The 24,034-nt window shown below is 53.2% G+C and carries 20 protein-coding genes and 1 pseudogene; 12 read left to right on the top strand and 9 right to left on the bottom strand.

What is annotated here, in order from left to right; translation table 11 throughout:
• Positions 1-230: 230 nt before the first annotated feature.
• Positions 231-521 carry a hypothetical protein gene (locus tag AAF739_01460; GenBank protein MEM6381314.1) on the bottom strand — a complete coding sequence of 97 codons (291 nt, stop codon included), beginning with the start codon at positions 519-521 and terminating at the stop codon, positions 231-233.
• Between the two features lie 147 nt (positions 522-668).
• Here AAF739_01460 and AAF739_01455 point away from each other — a divergent pair, with 147 nt between their 5' ends.
• Positions 669-1,721, top strand: coding sequence for a hypothetical protein (locus AAF739_01455; GenBank protein ID MEM6381313.1), 1,053 nt, complete (start codon positions 669-671; stop codon positions 1,719-1,721).
• Here the strand turns inward: AAF739_01455 and AAF739_01450 are convergent.
• A complete protein-coding gene (locus AAF739_01450; protein ID MEM6381312.1) occupies positions 1,718-2,182 on the bottom strand; it encodes a hypothetical protein in 465 nt (154 codons plus the stop codon). The two genes, AAF739_01455 and AAF739_01450, sit on opposite strands and share 4 nt — an antisense overlap.
• Before the next feature lie 134 nt (positions 2,183-2,316).
• Between AAF739_01450 and AAF739_01445 the strand changes: the two genes are divergently transcribed.
• Positions 2,317-3,045 (top strand): hypothetical protein, encoded by a 729-nt coding sequence (locus tag AAF739_01445; GenBank protein MEM6381311.1) that lies wholly within the window; start codon positions 2,317-2,319, stop codon positions 3,043-3,045.
• Here the strand turns inward: AAF739_01445 and AAF739_01440 are convergent.
• Complete coding sequence (locus tag AAF739_01440) at positions 3,038-3,394, bottom strand: hypothetical protein (protein MEM6381310.1); 357 nt, start codon at positions 3,392-3,394, stop codon at positions 3,038-3,040. The two genes, AAF739_01445 and AAF739_01440, sit on opposite strands and share 8 nt — an antisense overlap.
• A 152-nt stretch (positions 3,395-3,546) precedes the next feature.
• Here AAF739_01440 and AAF739_01435 point away from each other — a divergent pair, with 152 nt between their 5' ends.
• The 3 genes from AAF739_01435 to AAF739_01425 all read left to right on the top strand — a co-directional run bounded on the left by AAF739_01435 (position 3,547) and on the right by AAF739_01425 (position 4,578).
• Positions 3,547-4,158: a recombinase family protein gene (locus tag AAF739_01435; GenBank protein MEM6381309.1), complete on the top strand. Its 612-nt coding sequence runs from the start codon at positions 3,547-3,549 to the stop codon at positions 4,156-4,158.
• Positions 4,151-4,294, top strand: a complete 144-nt coding sequence (locus AAF739_01430; protein MEM6381308.1) for a hypothetical protein — start codon at positions 4,151-4,153, stop codon at positions 4,292-4,294. The genes AAF739_01435 and AAF739_01430 overlap by 8 nt, the downstream gene beginning before the upstream one ends.
• 128 nt (positions 4,295-4,422) lie before the next feature.
• Positions 4,423-4,578, top strand: coding sequence for a hypothetical protein (locus AAF739_01425; protein ID MEM6381307.1), 156 nt, complete (start codon positions 4,423-4,425; stop codon positions 4,576-4,578).
• Between the two features lie 114 nt (positions 4,579-4,692).
• Here the strand turns inward: AAF739_01425 and AAF739_01420 are convergent, their stop codons facing one another.
• Positions 4,693-5,268: an ImmA/IrrE family metallo-endopeptidase gene (locus AAF739_01420; protein ID MEM6381306.1), complete on the bottom strand. Its 576-nt coding sequence runs from the start codon at positions 5,266-5,268 to the stop codon at positions 4,693-4,695.
• Positions 5,258-5,623 carry a helix-turn-helix domain-containing protein gene (locus AAF739_01415; GenBank protein ID MEM6381305.1) on the bottom strand — a complete coding sequence of 122 codons (366 nt, stop codon included), beginning with the start codon at positions 5,621-5,623 and terminating at the stop codon, positions 5,258-5,260. The genes AAF739_01420 and AAF739_01415 overlap by 11 nt, the downstream gene beginning before the upstream one ends.
• Positions 5,624-5,948: 325 nt before the next feature.
• Between AAF739_01415 and AAF739_01410 the strand changes: the two genes are divergently transcribed.
• The 3 genes from AAF739_01410 to AAF739_01400 all read left to right on the top strand — a co-directional run bounded on the left by AAF739_01410 (position 5,949) and on the right by AAF739_01400 (position 8,306).
• Positions 5,949-6,272, top strand: a complete 324-nt coding sequence (locus AAF739_01410; protein MEM6381304.1) for a GrlR family regulatory protein — start codon at positions 5,949-5,951, stop codon at positions 6,270-6,272.
• A gap of 43 nt (positions 6,273-6,315) precedes the next feature.
• Entirely contained in the window at positions 6,316-6,516 is a 201-nt protein-coding gene (locus AAF739_01405; protein ID MEM6381303.1) for a hypothetical protein, read from the top strand.
• 74 nt (positions 6,517-6,590) lie between these two features.
• Positions 6,591-8,306, top strand: a complete 1,716-nt coding sequence (locus AAF739_01400) for an AAA family ATPase (protein ID MEM6381302.1) — start codon at positions 6,591-6,593, stop codon at positions 8,304-8,306.
• An 85-nt stretch (positions 8,307-8,391) separates the two neighbouring features.
• On the opposite strand, the gene AAF739_01395 is transcribed toward AAF739_01400, so the two are convergent.
• Both AAF739_01395 and AAF739_01390 read right to left on the bottom strand, forming a co-directional pair.
• Positions 8,392-10,251, bottom strand: a complete 1,860-nt coding sequence (locus AAF739_01395) for a hypothetical protein (protein MEM6381301.1) — start codon at positions 10,249-10,251, stop codon at positions 8,392-8,394.
• Positions 10,248-11,462 carry a DUF2235 domain-containing protein gene (locus AAF739_01390; GenBank protein ID MEM6381300.1) on the bottom strand — a complete coding sequence of 405 codons (1,215 nt, stop codon included), beginning with the start codon at positions 11,460-11,462 and terminating at the stop codon, positions 10,248-10,250. Before AAF739_01390 ends, AAF739_01395 begins: the two co-directional genes overlap by 4 nt.
• Before the next feature lie 237 nt (positions 11,463-11,699).
• Here AAF739_01390 and AAF739_01385 point away from each other — a divergent pair, with 237 nt between their 5' ends.
• From AAF739_01385 to AAF739_01375, 3 genes are all read left to right on the top strand, one after another.
• Positions 11,700-12,800 carry an endonuclease/exonuclease/phosphatase family protein gene (locus AAF739_01385; GenBank protein ID MEM6381299.1) on the top strand — a complete coding sequence of 367 codons (1,101 nt, stop codon included), beginning with the start codon at positions 11,700-11,702 and terminating at the stop codon, positions 12,798-12,800.
• A 482-nt stretch (positions 12,801-13,282) separates the two neighbouring features.
• Complete coding sequence (locus AAF739_01380; GenBank protein ID MEM6381298.1) at positions 13,283-13,789, top strand: antirestriction protein ArdA; 507 nt, start codon at positions 13,283-13,285, stop codon at positions 13,787-13,789.
• An 80-nt stretch (positions 13,790-13,869) separates the two neighbouring features.
• Complete coding sequence (locus AAF739_01375) at positions 13,870-15,567, top strand: ParB/RepB/Spo0J family partition protein (GenBank protein ID MEM6381297.1); 1,698 nt, start codon at positions 13,870-13,872, stop codon at positions 15,565-15,567.
• A gap of 446 nt (positions 15,568-16,013) precedes the next feature.
• Here AAF739_01375 and AAF739_01370 read toward each other — a convergent pair whose 3' ends face one another.
• Together AAF739_01370 and AAF739_01365 are read right to left on the bottom strand one after the other, a co-directional pair.
• Positions 16,014-22,148 (bottom strand): FG-GAP-like repeat-containing protein, encoded by a 6,135-nt coding sequence (locus tag AAF739_01370; protein MEM6381296.1) that lies wholly within the window; start codon positions 22,146-22,148, stop codon positions 16,014-16,016.
• 181 nt (positions 22,149-22,329) lie between these two features.
• Complete coding sequence (locus AAF739_01365; GenBank protein MEM6381295.1) at positions 22,330-22,968, bottom strand: hypothetical protein; 639 nt, start codon at positions 22,966-22,968, stop codon at positions 22,330-22,332.
• Between the two features lie 197 nt (positions 22,969-23,165).
• Between AAF739_01365 and AAF739_01360 the strand changes: the two are divergent.
• A pseudogene (locus AAF739_01360) lies at positions 23,166-23,627 on the top strand (integrase core domain-containing protein).
• Positions 23,628-24,034 lie beyond the last annotated feature (407 nt).

The raw sequence follows: 24,034 nt of genomic DNA, 5'->3' as shown, positions 1-24,034 counted from the left end.
TCTTGTAGATCGTGGTACGCGCCACAGGGTCATAGATTGCCATTGGCGTTCTCCATGGTTGTATCGGTTTGTTGTGAAGCGTCAGCCGATGGCTGCGCCGATCACGATCAGCATGATGACGATGCCAATCACTGCGGGCCACGGGTTTTCTTTTTTGCGGTACACGGTACCAACGCGTTCATATTTGGCCATGACGGCCTCCTTTCCTCTGAGTAGAAGTTTGGCTCACCTCAGATGAGCCGGTTGCTCGCGTAGGCAGAGACGGCCATCAAGACCCCCATCAGCCCGGCGCGAATGAGTGAAAACGAAATCGGATAGGTCAGGATTAGGATCAGCCAACCGAGCCATTGGGCGTTGGCGCGTCCGTACAGATCGGTCAGTGCACCCATGACGGGAGCTTCGATAATCGGCCAGATCAACGGGGCGATGAACACTGTGCCTGCGATTGCCACAAGCGACGTCACGCTTTGCATCACACCCATCAGGCCGCCACCGGAACCGCCGAAACCAGCTCGAAACATCAATCTATCTCCCGTCTACGGTGCCGCTCGAACTATCAGGCGACGCGATTGAGTGTGCGCCGCCTTGTTGAGCGCCTTGATGGCATGTATTGGTGGGGAGGGGTGGTCTAAATTATCTATTAGATCGATTAGATTTCGAGCTAACGCATGGATGTCAAAAAAATCGGAAGTATTGATGCTTGTAAAATTAACCCAAGCGATGCGCAAAACATAAAATTAATCATTGAAGAGTTTGAAAAAGAGCAAGGAATAGACCGGGTGGCCACTGCCCAAATCGTTGATGTGGGAAAATCAACGATCGGGTTGATAACCCACTCTGACGGTAGCCGAACGACTTTAAAGACGCTCAGCAAACTGCTAGTCAGCATTTACGACAATACAAATGATGCTAGCATTAAGGGTGAAATCGCTACCCTGTACAAGAAATTCATCGTCGATCGTGTGGGATCAGACGATGTTAGCGTCGAAACTGAAGACCAGCCGTCGGAAGATGCCAAGGCTATATCCACACCGGGCATCCAGTTCACTGGCCAATTCGTGCATGCCGATGTGGATATTGAGCTCGTCGATGAATCGCCCCAACCAATAGCCGACGAGATCGTTGTTGCTGACGACGACGTCTCGGAGCCTCGCTCCGGCCCGGTGGGTTGGCTTTCCCCAAATCTTGAAGCGCTCGCGGACGCCGCCAATCAAAGACCAGTTTGGTTGATCGCACTTTCGTTGTTGGCGGTCTCCGTCGTCGCGGTGTTTTCCACTTTCGATTCAGCAGACGAGGAAGCTGGCCTCTTCGCACAGTTCGCTGGATGGAACGCCCAATCAGCATACGAGCCTAGGCGCGGCTCAGACGAAAGAGCCGTACTCATGGATGCGGTGCGTCCTCAGGCCGTTCGCGACTTGGGTGCCCCAGTTGAGTTTTACGTCATACGCCTGGCGGTTTTTGGCGATATCGCTCATGCGAGTTTGCGGGCGCAAAGACCCGGCGGCGTACAAATCAATATGATGCAAACGCCGCGCGCTGGGATGCCGGACTTTCAGCCAAGTTCCGAGTTTCCGACCATCGAGGCCCTGCTACGTCGTGAAGGTGAGCAGTGGCGGGTCGTGGAGTACGCGTTCAGCACAGATGCATCAGTCTTTGCTTCACCCGAACTATGTACGATGTGGCGCGATGTTCTGCCCTCACGGAATTGTAAGCAGCCTTAGCGTGGCTCATGGGCCATCCCCGATGGATCGGGCCTCAGGTCTGGGCTTACTGGCGTTTCAAAAAGGTGCTGGTTAAGGATTTTGGCCACCGGCTGGCGGCGTGACAGTCCAGCCAAGTCCAGCAGAAGCCTTGCAGCCACATCTTGAGGATTATCTTCAATCCCAAACGTTATCGTTCGTTGCCATTCGCGCCACGACGGATTGTGCTCGTCGCTCCACATGCCGACGATGATTTCGATCGTGCCGCTACCTTCGATACTGATATTGAAACCGCAGTCACTTCGGTCCTGCTCCGCCAGGCCCTCAGATGGCAAAGCAGGGTCTATTTGCACATGACTCGCCGCCGCCCCTTCGGTGGACAAGACGTCCAATCCGCGAACGTCCATTAACTCCGCCACGAACTGCCGTGTAATCTGTTTCTGTAGAGCTGAGCGCTGTCTTATTATTTCTGCAATAGTCACATGTATACATTAGCATGTTTTCTGGAAATGCAAAAGATATTGTGCTATTATTATCATATATATGAACAGTGTAAGACTACGAATAACTAATACTTCGATCTGGCGGCAGATGCTCGCGACAAAGCAGGTGTGCCTTGAGACATGATCTCTCTTCCAATGACGCTAAGAAGCGCCGCGATTTTGATGATCTGCAAAATGAGATCACAGGTATGGATCCAGGACGCATACAGCGGTTTCTGTCCGAGGGCGACGGCCGTTCGCCTGGAGCGAAGCGCCGTAAACGCGTCAAAGAGGCCGAGCAGCGCCGATTGGTCGAGCTGCTAACCGATCCGATCTACAGGGCGACCTACGAACGATTAGGCAGTCAACTCTCTGAGGCTGAAACACACGCTGATCAGACCATCCAGCGCTACGAGACCGCGATCCAAGCCGCGCAGACCCTGCTTGCGGATATGGAAGCAGATGCCGCGCGTGGACCGGATGGTCAGCTCGTGTTTCGATATGCCGACGGGCGGGTCGTTGATGCAGACGGTCGGGATGTGACGCCGGAGATTGCTGCGGGCATCACATGGCCCGAGAATGCTCCGTCGGCTGAAGCGTATTTTGCGGCGAAAGAACAGCTAAACTCACTTGAGAATGAGCTCCATCAATGGCGCGGCTATCGAACTGACACTCTTGGCAGCATACGTGACCGGCACGACAACGACGACAATCCAATGAGCCTCGACGAGATGGACGATGCGTTAGATAGGATAGAGAGCACTCAACCTGCGATCTTCGCCCTTCCAGCAGCTGAACCGGAGGTGATCGCGGCGCCACCGGCCACGCCATCCGCACCGAGCCTGCCCACCACTCTCAACTAGGATCAATTGCGAAAGGCCCGCACGCTTCCTCCAAGATCAGATAGATAACCGAGCTGGGGTGATGCTCTCCATTGCGCGCGATTGTTTGTTTGATGCTGTTATGGCGTTCCGCGCGGTTTGCAGCCGGCTCGAAGTACCAATCGGTCAAACAGTCTCCAGATGGCTTGTTGGTCTGTGTGGCCAGAATCGCGGCCATCGTAACAGATGTCTGAATGTAGCTGTCCTGAGCCGCGTCGCTCCATTCCAAGAACTGTTCGCCAGTGAACCCATCTGCTGAGAGAATCTGTGGGTAGAATCCGCAGGCACCAACAATCGTGATTGCCGCGACTCGCCTCGCTATGCTGTTCATTAATCATGGTTTTTTGGCAGGGACGAGCTTTACGAGATTCCGAGACAACGGTAAACACGAGACCAGGGTCAGCGGGGGTTTGCGCGCATTGTCAGCAAACGCTCAAACGCAAAACAGGTGTGTCGAGAAAGGATCGATTTCGCACACCTGCCATGTCCCGCTCACCGCGCCGTCTGGGTTACATCCGCGTCTCCACCCGATCCCAAGCCCCCGATCGTCAGGTCGATGCTCTTCGCGCGGAGTGCGACACCCTGCATATCGAGCATGTCTCGGCGGTAGCAGACGATCGACCCGTCTTTGATGAGGTGATGCAGCGACTCCAGCCCGGCGACACATTCGTTGTCATGGATCTGGACCGCGCGTTTCGCTCGTCAGTTGATGCGATGCTGATTGCTGCGGACCTACGGGCGCACCATGTCGCCTTCCGCATTCTCTCCTTGCAAGTGGACACCACCACACCGGAGGGCGAGCTGTTCTACACGCTCCTCGCCGCCTTTGCGCAGTTCGAGCGCCGTATCATCAGCCGCCGCACGAGAGAAGGTCTCGCAGCTGCAAGGGAGCGCGGCCAGCGCCTAGGGCGGCCACCAATCCTGACAGCAGAACAAGTCGCAGATGCCTACCGTGCTGTCAGCGAAGCCGGAAGGCCGTCCGCATCCGTCGCCGCTGAAATCGGTGTCGGACGTACAACTCTCGAACGTGCCTTTCACGACGGCGGCTACGCCTACCCAGTTCCACACAAACCGAAAGGAGGCTCCAATGCCTGAAACCATCATCCACATCACGGAGACCGAACTGTACAGGCTGGAGGTCGCTTATACGTCCATTGAGGACCCGAGTATCCGCGCCGAGTTCCTGCGAACGCTCGAAGCGTGGGCGCGGGATCAGCATGCCAGGACCTGAATGAACGCGGCCATACCTACACTGTGGGCAACAGCACTTCGGACCGCCGCTCAAATTACCCACAGGCATCATTGGGCGATTTGTCGCTTTAGCTTTGCAGCAAGCTCGCAATGCAACACCCTTAAATCATGATCAATGATCTCAAGATTATCGCCATCCAGGAGCAGCTCGATCGCATCGAACGGAAGCAGTTCCTGCTCGCTTGCATGGTCGCGGTCTTGGGACTGGCTTGGGCGATAGCAGAGCTGTTTCCAATCCTGGCAGCCCCCCTCTTCACTGTGTGAAATTTATTGGCGCGCAGCCGCATGGAAGGTAATTGCCAAACTGTCCCAAGCCCAGGGAACCATTCCCACTTCACTACCTTTCTGAGCGTTAGCAGCGTCGTTCCGTAACGTGGTTCAGGCGGCGTACTTCTTCCTGATGTTCCGTGCGGCGCGAACTGTATCCGTGACCTGCAGGCGGTATTGATACATCGCCCAGCTAACCTCAAATTCGGTTTCAACTCGTCCGCGATCGTATGAGTTCAATACCATCATCACAGTGGCTTTTTTTGGCAGTAACAGTGTTGCACCCAGCCACTTTGCCTCTTCCTCAGTATTTCTATCGTAAGCGCGTTCGCCGTTTTCCCTGATCGGAGTGTTCAGGTCATGACCCAGGATTATATGCGCAAGCTCATGTGCTAAATCGGAGTTTTGTCTACGAGGATGATGGAAATCGTTGTGATGGATTTCTTTGTAGGAATTGTCGGAGATTATAAGTCCAGAGAACGGATCATTCGGATGCCTCGCCCAGTACGCCGTCATTTCGGCTGGCAGCACAGGATTGTCCTTGATGCCGAAAACAGGAACTTCCAGGTGCGAAGCCAGTTTTCGCGGGCACATAGGCGCGTCAGGCGCTAGGCCGAGTTCCCCTCGAAACTCTTCAGCGTAACGCTCAGCCTCCGCTTTAAAGCCATGCTTGAACTTATAGCCCACTTGCTCTGCGCTTCCTCATGTCTTCGTACAGCGTCTTGATCATCAGCTCCATCGTTTGAGCATCCTCACCGGCAATCTGTCTGTCAGCGCGCAAGAGCGTCGTTATTTCCGCCATAGTGTCTTTTTGTGCTCGTGGGATCACCTTGTCTCTGTAGAACTGGCTAACATCAATTCCGGACCAGGAGGCTAATGCAGCAAGGCTATCAACGTCTGGCCTCTTTCCTTGACCCATACGTGTAAGCGTTGAAGCAGAGACATTCGACTTCTCTGCAACCTTCTTCCATGAGAACTCTTTACCCCGCCTGATTGCATCGAGGGCTGCGTAGAAGCCCTCGGCATCAAAAAAATTCGACATATGACCTCAAGTTTCACTGTTGCAATTTTTGGAGAATCGGCTACCCCTTGCAGTTGCAAACTAGCAACGAACAGCCACCCCAGCAATATCGAGACTGATATATGACACGTAACGCCAATAGCGAAGTAACCAGCAAACGAGCCGCGTCGGCCGCGAGCAAGGTATTGAGAAATCCAAAGTCGAGCAAAGCTGCGAAAACCGCCGCAGCTTCAGCTCTCACTCAACGCCCCAACCGGAAAAAATGAGGATGCCACGACGGGAGTAATTGCGGGGCGAGCCCTAAATCGCCCCGCTAGCAATGCGAGGTTCGAAAAGGAAATTCGAGATGATTGAAGGACTTTACAAAGTGCAGTTTCAGACCCCCTTGGGAATGGGATTTGGCGTGATCAACTTGGAAAACGGAAAGGCAAACGGCGGGGACTCCGCGATAGCCTATACAGGGAGTTATACCGTCGATGCTGGGACGTTTTCCTCGACCATTCAGGTAAATCGCCACTCTGACGGCCTTCCAAGCGTACTCGGCACCGATAATGCAAGCCTGCAAATCAGGGGGAGTGTCGACGGGAACATCATTATCGGTGAAGGAACCACACCACACGCGGCAGGGGTTAAGTTGTCAATCCAACTCAGTTTGCTGAAAGCCGCCTAAAGTAAGCAAATCCAGATAGGCGGAGCAAATGAAGGATGGCTGGATGCACAGCAGCTTCGATGGCCGAAGGTCCGGGCACCACCGAACGCCATGGATGGACCTTGTGGGCTACATCAGAGAGCAGCGCATGTTCGGCATCAGTTCGAAGCCGAAGGACGATCAGCGAACGGAGATCGAGAAATTAGCCGCGGAGGTCCTGTCGGCTATTGAGCAGCTGAGCGAAGCAAAGCAAGTTCCACGATAAATATCGAACGGGCTAAGCGTCGATGTTCAAGAAACTTCTACGATCAAAGCCTGCGGCCGTCATAGGAGCAACCTTTGACTACCCACCCGCTAAAAGACATCTCCGTCAAAGCGACAAACTTCAAATGTTTCGGGGAAGAGGGTGGCGGGTTTGAACCCTTTGCTCCGATCAACATCGTTATTGGCCGCAATAACTCTGGAAAGTCGGCGCTGATCGACGCAATCGAAATTTGTGTCAGCAAAGGAAAGGCTTACGACGAATCGAAACATGCACGCGGGTCTGGCGATTTTTCGCTCGAGATCACTCAGGCGACCGATGAGGCGGTTCTTCGTCAATTGTTTCACGAGGGCACAAGTGGCGGCGATATCCGCGGCAACCATTGGACGACTGCCGGGGCTCACCTGCTGGGAAGTGAATTTGTGCGAACGTACGGGGCGGACTGGAAGGTAAAGGAGGTATCTGGCGAGGCCTTTAAGTCCATCCCTACTGGTGCGCTGCAGGGAGCTCGTCGGAAAATGGCGGGCTACAACTCAAGTCCTTTCGACGGTCTTAAGTTGGTCGAGGTGGACTCGGAGCGGGATGTCGCCCCGGAGGGGAGTAGCGGTAGCACCAACTTTAAGGTCGAAGCGAACGGTAAGGGACTCACGAACATTGTTCGAGGCTTCATTAACAGCGTCGACCTGCCTCGTGCAGAGGTGGAGGAGGAGCTTCTTCGCGAACTCAACGAGATCTATCAAGCTGACAATCGGTTCCAACGCCTAACGTGCCAAGAGGATGGGGGCGGGATTTGGGAGATTTACCTCACTGAAGCCTCAAAGGGCGATGTACCGCTTTCGCAATCGGGCAGCAGTCTCAAATCGGTTTTCATCATTCTCGCTATGCTCCGGCTCGTCCCGCGCATCGATAACACGGATTGGTCGAAGACGATTTTCGTCGTGGAAGAGCCAGAGAACAATCTGCACCCTGCGCTTCTGCGTCGACTACTTGAGTTTCTTGCTAGGCAACGAGATGAGAAATCCTTCTCCCTGGTGATTACAACGCACTCTCCGATCTGCATCGATTGGGCTTCCGGTCGGAACGACACGCAACTGATCCATGTGAGGCACAAGGCCGGGCAATCAAGTTGCCATCGTGCCCTTGGTTACAAGGCGAAGCGCGATGTCCTGGATGATCTCGATATTCGAGCTTCCGATATTCTCCAGGCGAACTGCGTGCTTTGGGTCGAGGGACCGACCGACCGTTTATATCTTCGGCGATGGATCGATCTCATATCAAACGGAACGCTGAAAGAGAGCGTGCACTACACGATTATGTTTTATGGCGGAAGGCTTCTCAGCCACCTTGATGCACTTCCTCCTGACGAGACCGACGAGCTGATCTCGCTGATATCCATCAACCGCAACGCAGCGATTTTATTGGATAGTGATCGTAGGCCAAACACCAACGCTAGTCGCCGCCCTCGGCCCAGGCTGAATGACACCAAACAGCGTATGGTTGGCGAAATTGAAGCTATAGGTGGTTTTGCCTGGGTCACAGCCGGACGAGAGGTGGAAAACTACATTCCGGCGGTCGTTCTGCAACGCATAGAGGATCAGGAGATGCCCCAGCTTAGCCCGTATGATCAGGTTTGGAAGGAAAGCATTTTACCGTCTTTCAAAGAAGACAAAGTGGCAATCGCCAGAGCGGTGGTCGATGAATTCGAACTAACAGACATCAACGGATCCCTAGATTTAAGGGCTCAACTCGATCAATTGGCCAACCGCATTCGCGGTTGGAATGGTCTCAACTGAGCTCTTGGAGAGCGTGACTTGCGGAACTGCGCATGGGCAACGTTCGCGTGGTGGGCTAAACAATGGCCATAGGTGAAGTTGCGCATCAAGCTTCGCCAAGGCAGATAAGCTTGGCGCCGAGAGCAAAACAGTTCGCGCTTGCACCTTGAAGCAGAGCATCGAGCTGCCGCATGCGCTTTGCCCTCTGATTATCCGGCAAGCCTTGGTTGATCCTGTCCTTAACCGTCGTCCATTCATCCTTGCGTACGCTCGGCTGGAAGATGCAAACCTCAACTGAAAGGTTGCTTCCCATAGTCTTCAGTGCCTCCAGAAAGTCATCACGGTTGGCTTTGTTGCCTTCAAACCAAACGGCTTTTGCAACCGATCCGCCATCACTGGCGCTCAGTTTTTCATGAAGCTCATTGCGATCAAGATGGCGTAGGTTCTTGATTGCTTGTCCAACAACGACCTCGTAGTCAGCCACCGAAATCTGCCGGCTCGCGGCATCGCTCCCACTGCCTTTAACATGAATAAGCGTCAGCTGCGGTGTGCTGGCAGTAGGCTCAAGGTGGATGAAATCTGCCGACTCCATGGAGCCATCGTCACACAACAACCAACCCTTTGGTTCACCGAGGGTTTCCATGTTCGGCCAGTGATGAACAACCAAGGAGAACAAAGAGTCCTCACCTGTCTCTCCGATTTTGGACGGATCGAACACGCTTTTGTTGTTGCTGTTTTTGCGAATGGGCTTTTCCTTGCTGACATCACAGTTTGCACAATTGACCCATTTCCACCCATCATAATTGGGGTCTCGAAAGGCTGTCTCATAAAAGCTGCCACGCGAAAAAGTGTGGCCGGTGTCGAAGTAAATCGTCAGCAAGTCTCTCGACTGGCATAGCTGCTTGAGAGAGGAGAGTTCTTCCGTGTCATCAGTCCATTGCAGCACGTCAGTCACGAGCCGCGTTTTGCCTGTGGAGGTGATCTCAAAGCGGTACTCAATCGTCCCCAGCCTATCTTCGTGCCACCACACTGTCGCTTCGAAGTCGGGTGTTCCATCGCGTGTCGCCAGCACAAAACGGGCGCTATCCGCGAAGTTCTGCAGCCAATCTTGGTCACCATCGCGAACCGCATCCGGAAACTGCGCCTCAGGCACCACCAGCGATAAGCCATAAGGCTCACTAACAGCACTAAGATCAGTGCTTGGTTGTGCCAACGAGGGAAGGACTCTTTTCTCACTCGGATCCAGGAGCGAGGCTGAAACGTGACCTAAGAGCGCTTCCGTGCGTTCGAGGAAACTCTCCCAGTTTTCTGACGGGCTGATCCAAAAGCGACCGTGCGCTGGGCTACTGCCGATCACGGCTTTCGGGAATGTTTCCGAATTCACGGTCGAACGGATCGAGCTGAAGTAGTAGGTTTGGTCGCCGAGCGGATCGATGGCCGCCTCCAGCTCGATGCCAGATAGGGTCTTGCTGTCTGCCTTGACGGCTGACTGTCGATGGGTCCCGGTCATCCATAGGGTGCGAACTTCGTCGTCAACGAGTGATGCGACCACGTCCTTACGCTCAAACCTGCGCAAGCTTGCCAGAGGTTGATCCTTTGTTTTGCTGATCATACCAACGATCTTGTTGCGAAGACTGGGATCGCTGAAGTTTGCGATCAGGTACTTGCCTGCACCGCTCAGGATGATGATGTGGTTGGAGCTGTCGAGAAGCGTATAATCCGAGTACCAAGCAGGCTTTCGTTTTTCGCGATAGTGGATGCAGGCCCAATGCATAGAACCGCTTTGGCCCACTTTGTTAGCCACGGCCTGGAGTTCGCGCGCGGCACGATCGGTGTCTTCCAAGCTAGCAATGAGCTCAAAGATGGCATCATGGATCTTCAACAACCTTGGTGCCGTAATGGCCGTACCGGTGTGAAACAGCACGCCGGAGAGATAGGGCTTACAGTCTTCCACTTGGATGCTCATGCGATCTTTGCTTTCTCAGGAGGCAGGTTCGGATGCGCCTTTGCGATATCGATGTCTTCGCACGCATAGACTGACGGATGAATCTCGGCGTCATCGGGAACAATCCGTCGCTCGCCATTGGGAACAAAGAACCCGGCCAGAGTCCCCTTCTTTGTTCTGACTTGATCGCCTTTTCTCCGGGGGATGAACTCAAGCACTTTCCATCCCCAGGTCATCGAGTTTTGCATCTCGGCGCACGGGTTTGGCTTTGTATAGGACTTTGCGCTGCCCCGGCGTTCCTTGCCAAGGACAATGCTATTGACGGTATTGGTGGTGAACTTCAGACCGCAGTCCGTCGCCTCATTGATCATCCAGGCCAGCGGTATCTTGGCAAGCGCACTCAATCCTTCAGGATAGCCACCGCCAATATCGCCGTGAACGCCTCGGAACCAAAGCTCTTTGGCGACTTGCTCGACCTCTGACGTCTTATGCCAGTAATCCGGCCGGTGTTTTTGTCCCGTAGGCCAGAGCATCGGTTGAAAGGCCGTTCGTCTCTCATCAAGGGCGACAGCGTGGCGAACGTGAGCTACGCTACGATTGGTGTGAGAGAAGGCGTATTTACCTTGGCGCAGCCCCACTTGGCCAGCTTCAATAATGGAAGCCACGGTATCGAACAGCCCCAAGAAGTGAACGACTGGTCGGGTTGGACGGAGCGTTCGCTCATAGAGGCGTATTCGCGCAAATGCATCTGCAGTGTTCGGGTTTGCAGCGTTCCCAGCCTTCTCTCCAATGCCTTTGTACGCCCGGTAAGCATAATCTAGGAGATTGAGCTGTGTTGGTTGGATCAGACCAAACGCGTGGATGAACCCCGCTAAAACCCGCGATGCATAGGCGCCGCGGCTAAAGCCTAAAACATAAATACGATCGGGCTCGGAGTTGCCTTCAGCATCGACTGCATCGTGATCGTAGTGGTGCACTAAGAATTCGTAGGCTTCTTTGACGTTCCGATCGAGGCCCCATCCTGTGGCCAAACCCCAAATCTCTGTAGCTTTCCGCCAAAACCCAAAGGCCGATTCCTCTGCCCCAAACGTTCCAACTCCGGGGTCATAGAAAACGATCTGTTCAGCGGGCTTAGACTTCACCAAGCAGCCGTACAGGCGAAGAATGTTGGTTCGGTCGTGCTCAATTTCGTTGGACGTGCCATCACACAAAATAACGATGTTCTTGCCCATGCTGCACTAGCTCTTGGGTTTGCAAGCCGTGCGTTAAACGATTTGAATGCCGACGCGCAGAACTTGATTGCTTTGTTGAACCTGAATTCATCGCGAACATAAGGGCAAATATGTATAGTATTGTCAAATGATCACGCACACACTCAGTAATGAACGCAATATCTACTGGTATAAGTTCGCCGTGACGGTGATTACCGCGAATGCCAAGCGGCACGTTTGTAAAGACGGAGAAACTCTATGCGTATGGTCCTTCCGATCCTGGTCGTTTTTGCTGGGTTGATGACACCCGCAGCGGCGTTAGATCGCGTTACAATCGTTAGCTTTAATGTCGGCAACTTGTTCGATGCGGAAGACGATCCCGATAACTTTGGAGATGATACCTACCTGCCACTATCCCTGAAAGAGGCACGGCCCGAACACAACTCAAACTGCGATGCAAATATCTCGATTCCGTTCTTTGCCGACCAGTGCAAGCAGCTCGATTGGTCTGAGGAGGTTTTGGCAGCCAAGCTTGAAAACATTGCCGACGTCATTCTCTCGATGCCGGAACGGCCAGATATCTTAGTCCTTCAAGAGACGGAAAACGCAGAGATCGTTGCGAGATTGAATGACGAGTTTCTCGGTGAGCACCGTTTTGCCGAACTCATTCATCTCGACAGTACAGATGAGGTTCTGGATCGCGGGATCGACGTGGCAATTCTCACAGATCTGGCACTCATCGGCGAAGCAGAAGCGTTGCGGGTTGATTTTGGTGACAACCAGGAAGAATGTCGCGCCACGCGAGACGTAGCTGTTGCAGACCTTGCTCTGCCCGATGGAGCACCCTTGAGGGTTTACGGTGTCCATTTCCCATCAGGCAGCAACCCGTTAATTTGTCGTCAGATTGCTATGACGACGGTTCGTGATGCCCAAAGTGGCGAGGGGTCTCCGGAGCTCGCAGTGATGGCGGGGGACATTAATTTCCCATGCTATGAGACCGAATCCGAGTTTTTCGCGCGACTGTTGCGCGATGGCGAGTGGTGGTCGCCCCCGGAAATCCTGAGCGGTTGCGGGCAGCCCGGCACAAAGAAGTTCCGCCAGCGCGGTTTTTCGCAGAACTGGTTTACATGGTCTTTTCTGGATGCAGTGTTTGTAAGCAATGCTCTCGTTGACCGACGTACAGAGGCAAATTGGTTTGCTGACCTGGGAAGCTTCAGAACGGTTATTTCGTCTGACCATCAACTTGAGGTCGATGCGGGGGGCTTCATTGAACCCAGGCGATTTGATCCTGTCGCATTGACTGGCGTATCGGACCATCTCCCCGTAGCCCTTGACCTAGTACCTAGAGGCACGCGTTAGGCGTTTGCTGAGCCTTTTTTGCGTCACACGCCGCCTTCTGCGACCAGGCTGTATTGCGCTAGCCTCGTGCCTCGGCAAGCTCCACCGAACCCGCCCAAGCAATTTCAGAAAGGGCGGTTTCGGCCCATGCGGGTAACCATCCTTCGTGCGGGAAAGGTGAGGCGTCAGGTGTGACGCCGCTTGTTTGTTGGCGCGCATGTCCCATGCGCTTGGAACCCTATTTCCAGCTTACTTCAAAACCTGAGCATGGCGAAGCGCTTCGAAACATAACCTCGTCATCGCCATCATAGATGGCGTGTCTCGCTAGCATCCCGGTCCCATCGCAATGCCCAGAACTTGAACGATCGCCCAGTAGGTCGGCCACCGTTGGTGGCCGGCTTTTTTGTTTTGGGTGGGGTGTGGGCGCTCGCCGCTTGGCAAGGGTTCAAGCGGAAGGGGTGACTCTCTTTTCGCTGCCAGAACCCGAACCAAGAGAGGCAGCCATGACCCAGCTCTATGCACAACCCTATGATATTGCAGCGACAGGCTTTTACTTCGAAAGCGCCAATGACTACGCAGCAAAGGCCGAGACCAACCGGAACGAGTACGGCGATCCGGTCGAAGAATACGAAATCCAGTTCATCGATGGTGAGGCGCTCGATTGCGCCTTGGCGCAGGCTTGGGGCGTGAACCAAGCGAACGTCGGAGCGTTCCTTGAGGCGTGTGACTTATGGGATGATGATCAGAAGACCCGCTTCATCATCGCCGTCGGAGAGTGCGGTTATGATCATGGGCAGGTCGCAAGCGATCCCGATCAGATCGATATCACCTTCTATCAAGACATCAGCATGCGCGAGCTTGCCGAGCAGTTTGTCGATGAGGGGCTGTTCGGGGAGATACCGGAGCGCCTTCAAGCCTATCTCGACTATGACGCCATCGCCCGTGATCTGGCGGTCGACTATGCCGAGACGGTAATCGCGGGAACGCCTTTCCTTTTCCATTGCGCGTGAGTGCAGCCCAGAGGCCGGCGGCCAAGGGCTGCTGGCTTCGCGGGTGCACTACCGCACCACAACAGTGAAAGGAAAACCCCATGAAACTCGACTTTATTGACATCACAAACCTCAAAACCTCACCTGTGAATGTGCGCAAGCACGGCACAGTGAACGGGGATGATCTGATCCCCAGCATTCGTGCGATGGGCGTGATCCAGCCCTTACTGGTGCGCCCGAACTGTGACGGCTTCGAAGTGGTGGCAGGCCAGCGCCGTCTTGCAGCCTGTCAGGCTTTGGCGCGGGAAGGGGAACTCGATCCCATCCCCTGTGCCATCATGGAAGATGGCGATGATGCCAAGGCGATAGAGGCATCCCTTGCCGAGAACATCCAGCGCCTGCCGATGGATGAGATCGATCAGTACGAAGCGTTCAGAGTGCTGTCCAAAGCTGGGCAGTCCGTTGAGGACATTGCCGACCATTTTGGGGTGACACCAAGGCTGGTGAAGCAGCGGCTTGCCATCGCCAACCTCTACACACCCATCCTCAATGCCTACCGCAAACAGGAGATCGAAGCGAAAGAAGTGCGCTTACTGACCATGGCATCCACCAAGCAGCAAAAGGCTTGGTTCAAGCTGTTCAAGGATGATGAGCATCCCCGTGCGTGGCAGCTCAAGGCATGGCTGTTCGGCGGTGAGGCTATCTCGACTGATGCAGCCTTGTTCGATCTTGCCACCTACAAGGGGGTGATCGTCTCAGACCTGTTCGAGGACGAACGTACGTTTGCCGATCCAGCCCTGTTCTGGGGGCATCAGAGCCGCGCCCTTGCCGAGATCAAGCTGGAGTTTGAGGACGATGGCTGGAGCGAAGTGATCGTCCTTGATGTCGGACAGTCGTGGAGCAAGTGGGAGCACGAGCCTGTCGCCAAGGAAGATGGCGGGAAGGTCTTCATCGAAGTCCGCGCCAACGGCGAAGTGACCATCCATGAAGGGCTATTGTCTCGCAAGGAGGCCAAACGGCTGCAAGCAAGCGCGGACGAGCAGGACGCAGCTTCCGAACGACCCGAACTCACCAAGGCGATGCAAAGCTATCTCGACCACCATCGTCACGCAGCGGTGTGCGTAGAACTCGGGCGCAATCCCGCCCTTGCGATGCGGGTGATGCTGGCCAAGCAGATCATGCAGACAGAAGTCCGGCCGCGCCTTCCGCAGTCCAAAGCGGTCGCCGAATCCCTTGAGACCAACAAAGCGACCATCGCGCGGCAGGAGAAGCGCGAAGCCGTTTGGGAGATGTTGGGCACCACCGATCTGGTATCGGAACGCGATTATCCCAGACTGACCTATGCCCTTATGGGGCTGGATACTGAGACGCTGCTGGCGAAGCTCATAGCGTTGAGTGATGCAGAGATCGGCGACCTCATGGCGTTCTTCGCGGCTGAGAACCTCGACGCGGGTGCGGCACTGGTGGAAGCCCTCGGCGTGACTATGCAGGTCGAGATGGGTGCTGTCTGGGAACCCGATACCACCTTCTTCGATCTCTTGCGCGACAAGGAGGCGATCAATGCGATGGTATCCGAGATCGCAGGAGAAGCCGTCGCCAAGGGCAACCTCACAGCCACGGCCAAGACCCAGAAGCAGATCATCCAGGACTGCATTAAGGGTGAGAATGGCATGCAAGCCAAGCCCGACTGGCAACCGCGCTACATGGCCTTCCCCATGCAGGGTTACACAAGGCGGCAGAACACCATTGAAGCCGTAACGACTGGTGAGAGCCTCAAGGATCGACAGCCAGCTTCATAGATCTACTATGGAACTCGAAAATCGCCCCGCGCCGAAACCCGGCGCGGGGCGGCTTCTCTAGTCGTATCGCTGACCTAGCGTTTCTCTTTGCAGCCTAACCTCGGAGCACGTTGATGGCTTCACCAATGACTGAAAGCCGGGCGTATGCCTCATCTGCAAGCGTGTCCAACTCTGCGTGTCGAGCGCGGTTTAGTTTGGGGCTGCATTGAGCCGAACTCAATTCTCGCACGTAATCCAACAGTTTCATGTGGTCCTGGAGAAGGGAGTTTAGGGTGGCCTCAATATCCGCCTTTGTGCCGTGTTCGCTTAATCGCCGAATTGCCTCGAGATCATATGCTTGCGGAGCAGTGCTCATCGCCACCTTGGAGCCCGCCAACAGGCCAAACGGCCGCACAAATGCACAGATAGGGCTAGCACCTATCTATCTTGACGATCTGGCGTCCTCACTAAATCAGGATATCGTCGGTCAGCTGCGATTTTGTGATATTCTCAATGGTGAACGTGTTGGGTCCGGAGGCGAAGATCACATCGCCAGCCACCTCGGTCATAAATGACAGAGCGCCGTTGACGGCGGCGAAGTTGAACGCCGTCAGATCAAGCTGATCAATGTTGTTTTGAAAGTCCTTAACGGTGTCGTGCCCAAATGCAACGCCAAAGACAAATGTGTCGGCTCCGGTTCCGCCGGTGAGGGTGTCAGTGCCCGCGCCTCCATTTAAAACGTCGTCGTCCTCTCGGCCTTCCAAAATATCGTTACCAGAACCCCCAAACAGGAAATCGTTGCTAGCGCCCGCATGAAGGTAATCGTCTCCAGCATCGCCTAAGAGCGTATCGACCCCAAAGCCACCAAAGAGGCTATCATTCTCGCTGCCGCCTTCAAGTGTGTCGTCACCCGCGCCGGAGGAGATAAAATCATCACCCGCTTGCCCCCGCGAGACATCGTCGCCTGAGCCTGCGAATAATTGATCATTGCCATCGCCGCCGTTGAGGACATCGTTATCGGCACCGCCTACAAGTACATCATCACCCTGATTGCCTGAAAGAAGGTCGTTGCCGCCGTCTCCGTTTAGGGTATCGTTACCCTCATCCCCAATAAGGGTATCATTCCCTCCACCACCCGACAGGATATCATCGTCGCCACCCCCATCCAGTATATCGTTACCAGTGTGGCCGTAGAGGATATCGAAATTTTCCCCGCCAGCCAGCGTATCGTTTCCGCCACCTCCCCAGAGCGTATCATAACCCGACCCACCACTCAGGTTATCGTTTCCGTCACCGCCATCTAATTCATCCGAGCCTGCTCCACCATAAATGGTGTCTGATCCATTCTCCCCAAATAGCCGGTTATTCCCGCTATCGCCGATCAGCGTATCATCGTAAGCTGAACCCTGCAGACCTTCTATGCTGTTAAACGTATCGCCAGCTGCCTCGCCAGTGTTTTGACTTGGATTAGAAAGGTTGGCGATTACCCACGCGGATGCGCCTAAGTATCCGGCCAAGTCAACACCTGCCCCTCCTGACAGGATATCAGGTCCCAATCCACCGATTAGTTGATCGTCTCCATCGCCCCCGAGGAGTTCGTCTTGGCCCTCGCCACCCCAAAGACTATTGCTTTGCGAATTTCCGATTAGCACGTCGTCAAAAGATGACCCCATAAGATCTTCAAGACGATAATAGACGTCACCTAGGGCAGCGCCTTGATTGAGTGACCGGTCCGCCAAGCTGGCGGTAACCCCTGAGCGCGCGTTGGTGTAGTTAGCTCTGTCTTTACCCGCGCCGCCGTCTAGAGTATCGCCACCATCGCCACCGTAAAGATCATCACTGCCGTCTCCCCCAAGCAGGTGATCAATCCCATCATCACCAAAAAGTCGATCATCTCCGGGGCCGCCTGCCAATATGTCGTTGCCTGAGCCGCCGTACAGCTCATCGTCTCCGGCTCCCCCAACAAGACGGTCGTGACCCGTCTCGATAGTCCGTATAAGAACTTCCTCGCTGCCGTCGCCGGCTAGCGCGATGACCTCATCGAGACCATCGCCGTTTACGTCGCCAATATGATGTTGACGCGACTCCCACCAGGCGCTTGCTAGGTCATCTGCGACGACATCGCCTCGAACCAGCTGACCATTTGAGGTGGAAAGCCACGAGTAGACCTTTCCGGATCCATCACCGTACAATGCCACGATATCCGTGCGGCCATCACCATTAATGTCCGCGGTGAACTTCTGGCGTCCCACCCAGTCGACGCCGGCTAGCTCCGTTTGTGTACTCGGACCGGCCACAAAGCTCCCGTCGCTTTGGCCAAACCAGACGTACGCGTTGTTTGTAGAATCGCCGATCAATCCGAGAATGTCAGTGTGACCGTCGCCGTTGAAGTCGCCGACAAATTTCTCTCGTGTGACCCACCAGATGTTTGCGATTGCAGAGTTGGCGCTACCGTTTGGGCCATCCATTGTCTGTTGGCCAAGCGTGAATGTCCCTTGCTGGCTACCGAACCACACATTGACATGGTTGATGCTTTGACCGTTGTCGATGTTTCCGCCGGTTAGAGCTATGATATCGTCAAAGCCATCGCCGTTCACATCACCAATGAACTTTTCTCGATCAGCCCACCATGAGCCGCCGATGCCGTCGAAGGTGTGGGCCACCCCAGCAAAACTGCCTGATGATTGACCGAACAGAACAATAACCTTTTCAGTGTCAGTGGCATCACCGCCAACAAACGCGATGATATCAACGCGCCCATCACCGTTCACGTCACCGACCAGTTTTTCCCGCTCGGCCCACCAACTTCCAGCTAAACCGTGGGTGGTCGTTTGGGCGGCCGCATCGAAGTCCAGTGTGCCTGGCGCCGCGTCCCCATTGCCTTGCCCGAGCCAGACATGAATCTGGCCATTTTCATTCTCATCATCAACTTCGGTGAAAGCGATTAAGTCATCCCGTCCGTCTCCATCGACATCACCAATGAGTTTTTCTCGAGAAGTCCACCAAGCACTTGCAATCGATTGGTTGAAAGTTCTGGTGCTTATATACTCCTCCCCATCCCCGAAGAGCTTATCAGCGCCGTCTCCGCCGAGCAGTATGTCGTCGCCCCGTCTGCCGTGAAGCGTATCAGCGCCCTCGTCGCCGTACAGGGTATCGTCAGCTATTCCACCTGTGAGGGTGTCCGCGCCCAAACCTCCAATGAGAATGCTGCTTTCGGTGGCTTCAACGGCGCTAAGAGAGTTCGCGCGGTCGTCACCCTCAATACCCTGATAGCCTGTGCCGTCTATCTCAAGGTTAGCCGGGTCCGACGGCTGCAATTGAGCAAAGTCTACGAAAATGGTCTGATCAGACTGATCGGTAAGCCGATAGCCACCTGGCACGTTAGAACGCAACCAGCCGTCTTGTGAAAATTCCTCTGGATATTGGTTGATGTTCAGACGAGGAACCGCAAGACCACTAGCATCAAAATCGAACCCATCGATTGTAGTCCCATCCGCGAAAACATATCGCTCAATTCGCGTCCCATCCTGCGCAACACGAACGCTTCCGTTTGGATCTCCATCCCAAGATAGAACAAGCCACGAAATGCTAGAGTCCGCGACTACAGAGACTGTGATGTCAGCGAATAATAAGTCTGGAAGATAAAGTACGTCAAAGCCGCCATCAATCAACTCCGCGTCTGGTGCAATATGAACTTCGCCGGCGTTGCGATCAACGACATACACATCGTCGCCATCCCCCCCCTTTAGAATCTGTGGTGTAAATCCGTCAGACTTGCCGGGATTGAGAAGATCATCACCACCCCCTGATGAGAGAGTGTCCACTCCGTTGCCGCCAAACAAATAATCATCTCGGGCGCCAGATATTATTGTGTCATTGCCGTCTCCTCCATCAATTGAGAGAGCCGTATTATCCCAACTGATGGTATCATCGCCGTTCGATGCTAATGCTAAGCCCACCATCTCGGCCAAACTAACTGTTGACCCGTCAGTAAATACTAGCCGTTCGAAAGCGGCATCCCCCGAGCCAGTCGCCGCACTTGCGGCGCCGTCCTTAAGAAATATTGACCCATCTTTATTTGGGTCATCCGCGTAGCGAATAAGGACGGTAAGATCCGTTCCGGAAATCAAGAATTCGAGGTTGTCTCGGCTAATGTCCCTTCCGAAGAAAAGACTGTCGTCACCACCACGATCAATAATTGTATCGTTGCCATCACCCAACGCGTAAAAATAATGGGAATTCTCTGGCGTGCCCGTGATGTGATCGTCGCCTACGCCTGCATATATAAAGGTATGTGAAAAGGCTTGCTCACCTGAAATAAGTTGGTTTCTTGTTTCAAGATCAATTATATCATTAGCTTGCCCGTATACCCCGTCTTCGCCGTCTCCAATTACGCTACTCGCATATGCACCATTGCCATAGGCCCAATATTGATTGTGGAATTGACTCAGATGCCAGAGTTGCCCTGGCGTAAAAGTGAGGTGTAAATACTGGAGCTCAATATATAAGCCATTAGAGAATACGAGATATTCAACGGAAGACGCCAACGCGGGGTCGTACTGACCATTTATCTTTATATAATCCCCGTTCAAAAGTCCTGTCTGAGAATCTCTGTCAAAGTCACCTGTGACCGGATTTCGAAGGTGTATTATTAGATCCTTTGCTGATGTGAAGTCTAATGCAAGATCTTCTATAGTCGTCTCATCCACGAACCGAATGGTATCGATGTCATCCGAAATATTTTGTCCCTCAGAAATAATATCGGTTCCGTCCCCAATTTTGTACAGATAGTGATCACTTCCTAAGCCGCCAAGTAAATGGTCATTACCCTCGCCACCGATCAGCACATCACTCGACATGGAGCCATACAGGTAATCGTCTCCGCCCCCAGCATCTACAGTAAACGATTTAAGCGCCGGTTGCTCGCTATCTGAAGGAAAAATAAGGAACCACGAAGGTGTAAGATTATCGTTGGGGTCAAAGGCCTGGTTTCTTTGATCAGGATCAGAAGGAATGTATATATGATCATTACCGCCACCCGCGATAAGCAGTTCAACGTCCAGACCCTGCATATAAAACGTTTTGCCCTGATCCCCATCAAAAACGAGCGTATCTATCCCCTCTCCTCCGCTGATCGCTCCCATGAGGTCTTCGGTGTCAATAATCAGTGTATCATCACCGGCACCACCTTGTATGCTGTCGGAGCCAGCTCCGCCTTGTAGAATATCGACGCCGGTACCACCAATAATAATGTCAGCACCATTTCCGCCAGATATATAATCGTCTCCGATACCGCCGATTAAAGTATCATCACCCGCTGCGCCCGATAAACCGATGTCTATAATCGCGTCTCCACCATCTAAAATATTGTCTAAATCATTTCCAATGACTGAAGTAATATACGAAGGTCCATTATAATATGGATGATTGGATCCGCTAGCCGCCTGTCTATTATCGATTAAGAAATTAATCTCTGTATTATCTAATCGGACGTGTTCAACGGCGCCACCATCTTCATAAATAAATATGCTTCTATTATTTTGATCGTCCCGCTTCACGCCACTTTCACTATACGCAAAGGCCACATCTGCTGCTGAGCTTGTCCTTCCATCGGTCAATAGAACGTCAACTACGTTAAACAAAAATGTTCCGTCAGAAAGAGAAAGTCCTTGTTGGTCATTGTCGGGAATTAAACGAATATTTTGGACTACGTCTTGTATTGGCTTCAATTCCCCGGCATCAACATTGCCGTCGCTGTTGTAGTCTTGCCAAACACGAAACTTTGACCATTCGCTGTCCGCGTTATCAAGATAGCCGTCGTTATTGGTATCGAATAAGGCCGCCAGCGCCTGCAGGTCGGTATCGTCAACATCTGTAAGTGTCGCGAAGGCAATTTCAGAGGCCGTCACCTCGCCGTCTTCGTTTGCATCATAGACTAGTAAACCATCGTTTTTGCCGACCCATGCCGTGCGCTCTGCATATCCATCGTTGTCAAAATCGAAAAATGTATAGTTCTGATGCTGGGGCGCAATTTCAACGCCGTCTGCTCCAATATCGATAACAATAGGTAAACCCAGGAGCCAAGTAACCTCATCTATAATGACCGTAAAAAAGTCTCGGACGCCATTTAGTAAGCGGCTTATAAAACTTGTGCTACTGGTGAGATAAAGGGTAGGAAGTAAATATCCTGCTTCATCGGACGGAAAACGACTGCCGACCGAGAACCAATCCTCGGTGATATAAGGGTCACCTGGCTGAACAAATGGGTCGTCTGGTGTTGAGGATGGGGATAACAGACTGGGATAATTATAAAGGTAGTTGACACCAGTGTTTAAGAAATCAAACCAGTTGTAATCAATCTCGCTTTCGTTAAAGAGACTGGCGGAGACCTTTACGCCTGCAGAAATATCGAAGCCTACGGGCGAGTTCTCAAAGAGTCGACGACCTAAGTTGGGCGTGACGCCTAAGGACAGATAGTCATCTCGGAGAGTAGCTTCATAATCATAAAAGGGTGAACCTACATCAACATTTACTTGCCAGAAGCCTTGATCGCCCAAGCTAAGGTTTAGAAAACTCGGTCCAATCGTTGTTCTGCCGTTCACGGCAGACTGAGAGGCCTCGCTGACGCCATATAGAAAGTCGAAACTAATCGCGCGGCTGATTAGGTCTGCGTCGAACTCTGGCCCGACTTCGAACTCTCCTACACGAACGGTGGCTTGGCCAAATGCGGTCAAGCCGAAGTTTACTATTCCTGCGGATTGAGACGAAGTGTTTTGGGTGTTGTCAGTCATTTGGCGCGATCAGTGAATTTAAGACCATGAGATCCTCCCGGGGGCTGCGGGTCCGCGCAGTGTCATCTCGTGGGTCTTGGCGATGACCTAAGAAATCCATCAATAGCCATGTGACGCACTTCTCAGCTTGAGCTGGAAGTAGATTGGAGATTGCAATAATGAATAGATCAGGACCAGCGCGCGACTGACAATTAGTATCCTCGTACGTGTGAGAGTTAATAAGAGATAGAAGGGCGTCTGGTGTATCTGGGATTGGGGGAGAGATAGACTGACGGACGATGATATCGTCGCCGAAAATAACGTATATTCCGCGTGGATTGCCTGAAATAATATCATAACCAATCTGGTAAAAATAATTATAAAGAATCGAATAAGAAAAATTATTAAATGATACATCGGTACTAATGGTATATATAGAAATACCACCGTTCCCAAAAAGCCCCACAGTATCCACGTTATTTGTCTGGGCGTCATTGCTCACAGTTGGAGAAGAGTGCAGCGCAATAATGCCCGCAAGCAATAATATGTTCAATTTCCATCGGCGAACGCTCGCTGAAATACCATTAATCGCTTTAAGAGGACGACCATAAAAGGTACGCATATTGACCACTGAGCTATTTAGTTTGATCATAGTGGAGCAAATAGAGCGCGCGTGTACAACAGTGAAAATACGTGCAGGAGCAAAATAAAGCATCCGAATATTTTGGCGCAAAACGAGTACACGAAAACGATAATCTGTCGGGCAAGATCGCTAAGAATGTACGCGAATTTTCCGTCGAGCATGACCTGATCATGGAGATAAAAGTTAGAATATTGGTGTCGCAATGTGATCAGCTCGCAACTGGGCGGAAGATCAGGGTCCTGACCATGATCGACACATTCTATCGTTACGTCCCGGTTCTTGATCTACCGTTCAGCTATCGAGGTGAGGACGTCGTAGCTACGCTGGATCGTGTGTGTGGAGAGGGCGGCTATCCAAAGACCATTCGGGTCGATCAAGGGTTGGGGTTCGTATAAAGAGACATGGGCCTGTGGGCCTATGCCAACGGCGTCACGCTCGACTTCTCTCGGCCCGGCAAACCCACCGAAAATGCGTTTATCGAGGCCTTCAATGGCCGCTTCCGAGCAGAGTGTTTAAACGCTCACTGGTTCCTGACGCTTGCCGATGCCCGCGAAAAGGTGGAGACTTGGCGTAGAGACTACAACGAGGTTCGTCCCCACAGCGCGATCGGATATAACGTCCCGGTCGCATTGCAAAATCCCGGTGGCGCTATCAGCCCGTCATCGTGAAAGAGCCGGAAAAATCCAACTCCCGGCGGTCCAAAGTTCGGTCTCAGTGCAAGAGCCGGAAAAATCCAACTCCCGGCGGTCCAAAGTTCGGTCTCAGTGCACCAACCGGCGGGTTCTTCTAATGGCTGGAGGAGAAACGGGTCTCAGGTCAGAGCAGAAGAACGGACTTTATCGCCGGTAAGTTAGAGACCTACCGAACTGCTTGATGCTCCGGCATTCTTCTTAGAGACGAACGGGATTGCTTCTCGGTCCCTGGGTGGGCTGTGCATACAAAGGATATCGAAAACGAAAGACGTTTCTTGACGACGTTCGGTGCCGACGCGCAAGGACCACCGGGCGGGAAGTCCGATCCGTTGGTAACACCTGTTGAAAGGTGAAATTGGGAAAATCTAATGCACGCAAGGTGT

The sequence above is a fragment of the Pseudomonadota bacterium genome, assembly GCA_039024915.1.
Lineage (GTDB): Bacteria > Pseudomonadota > Alphaproteobacteria > Rhizobiales > MH13 > MH13.
Note: the sequence above shows the minus strand (reverse complement) of the source record. Positions and strands in the feature narration are given on the sequence as shown.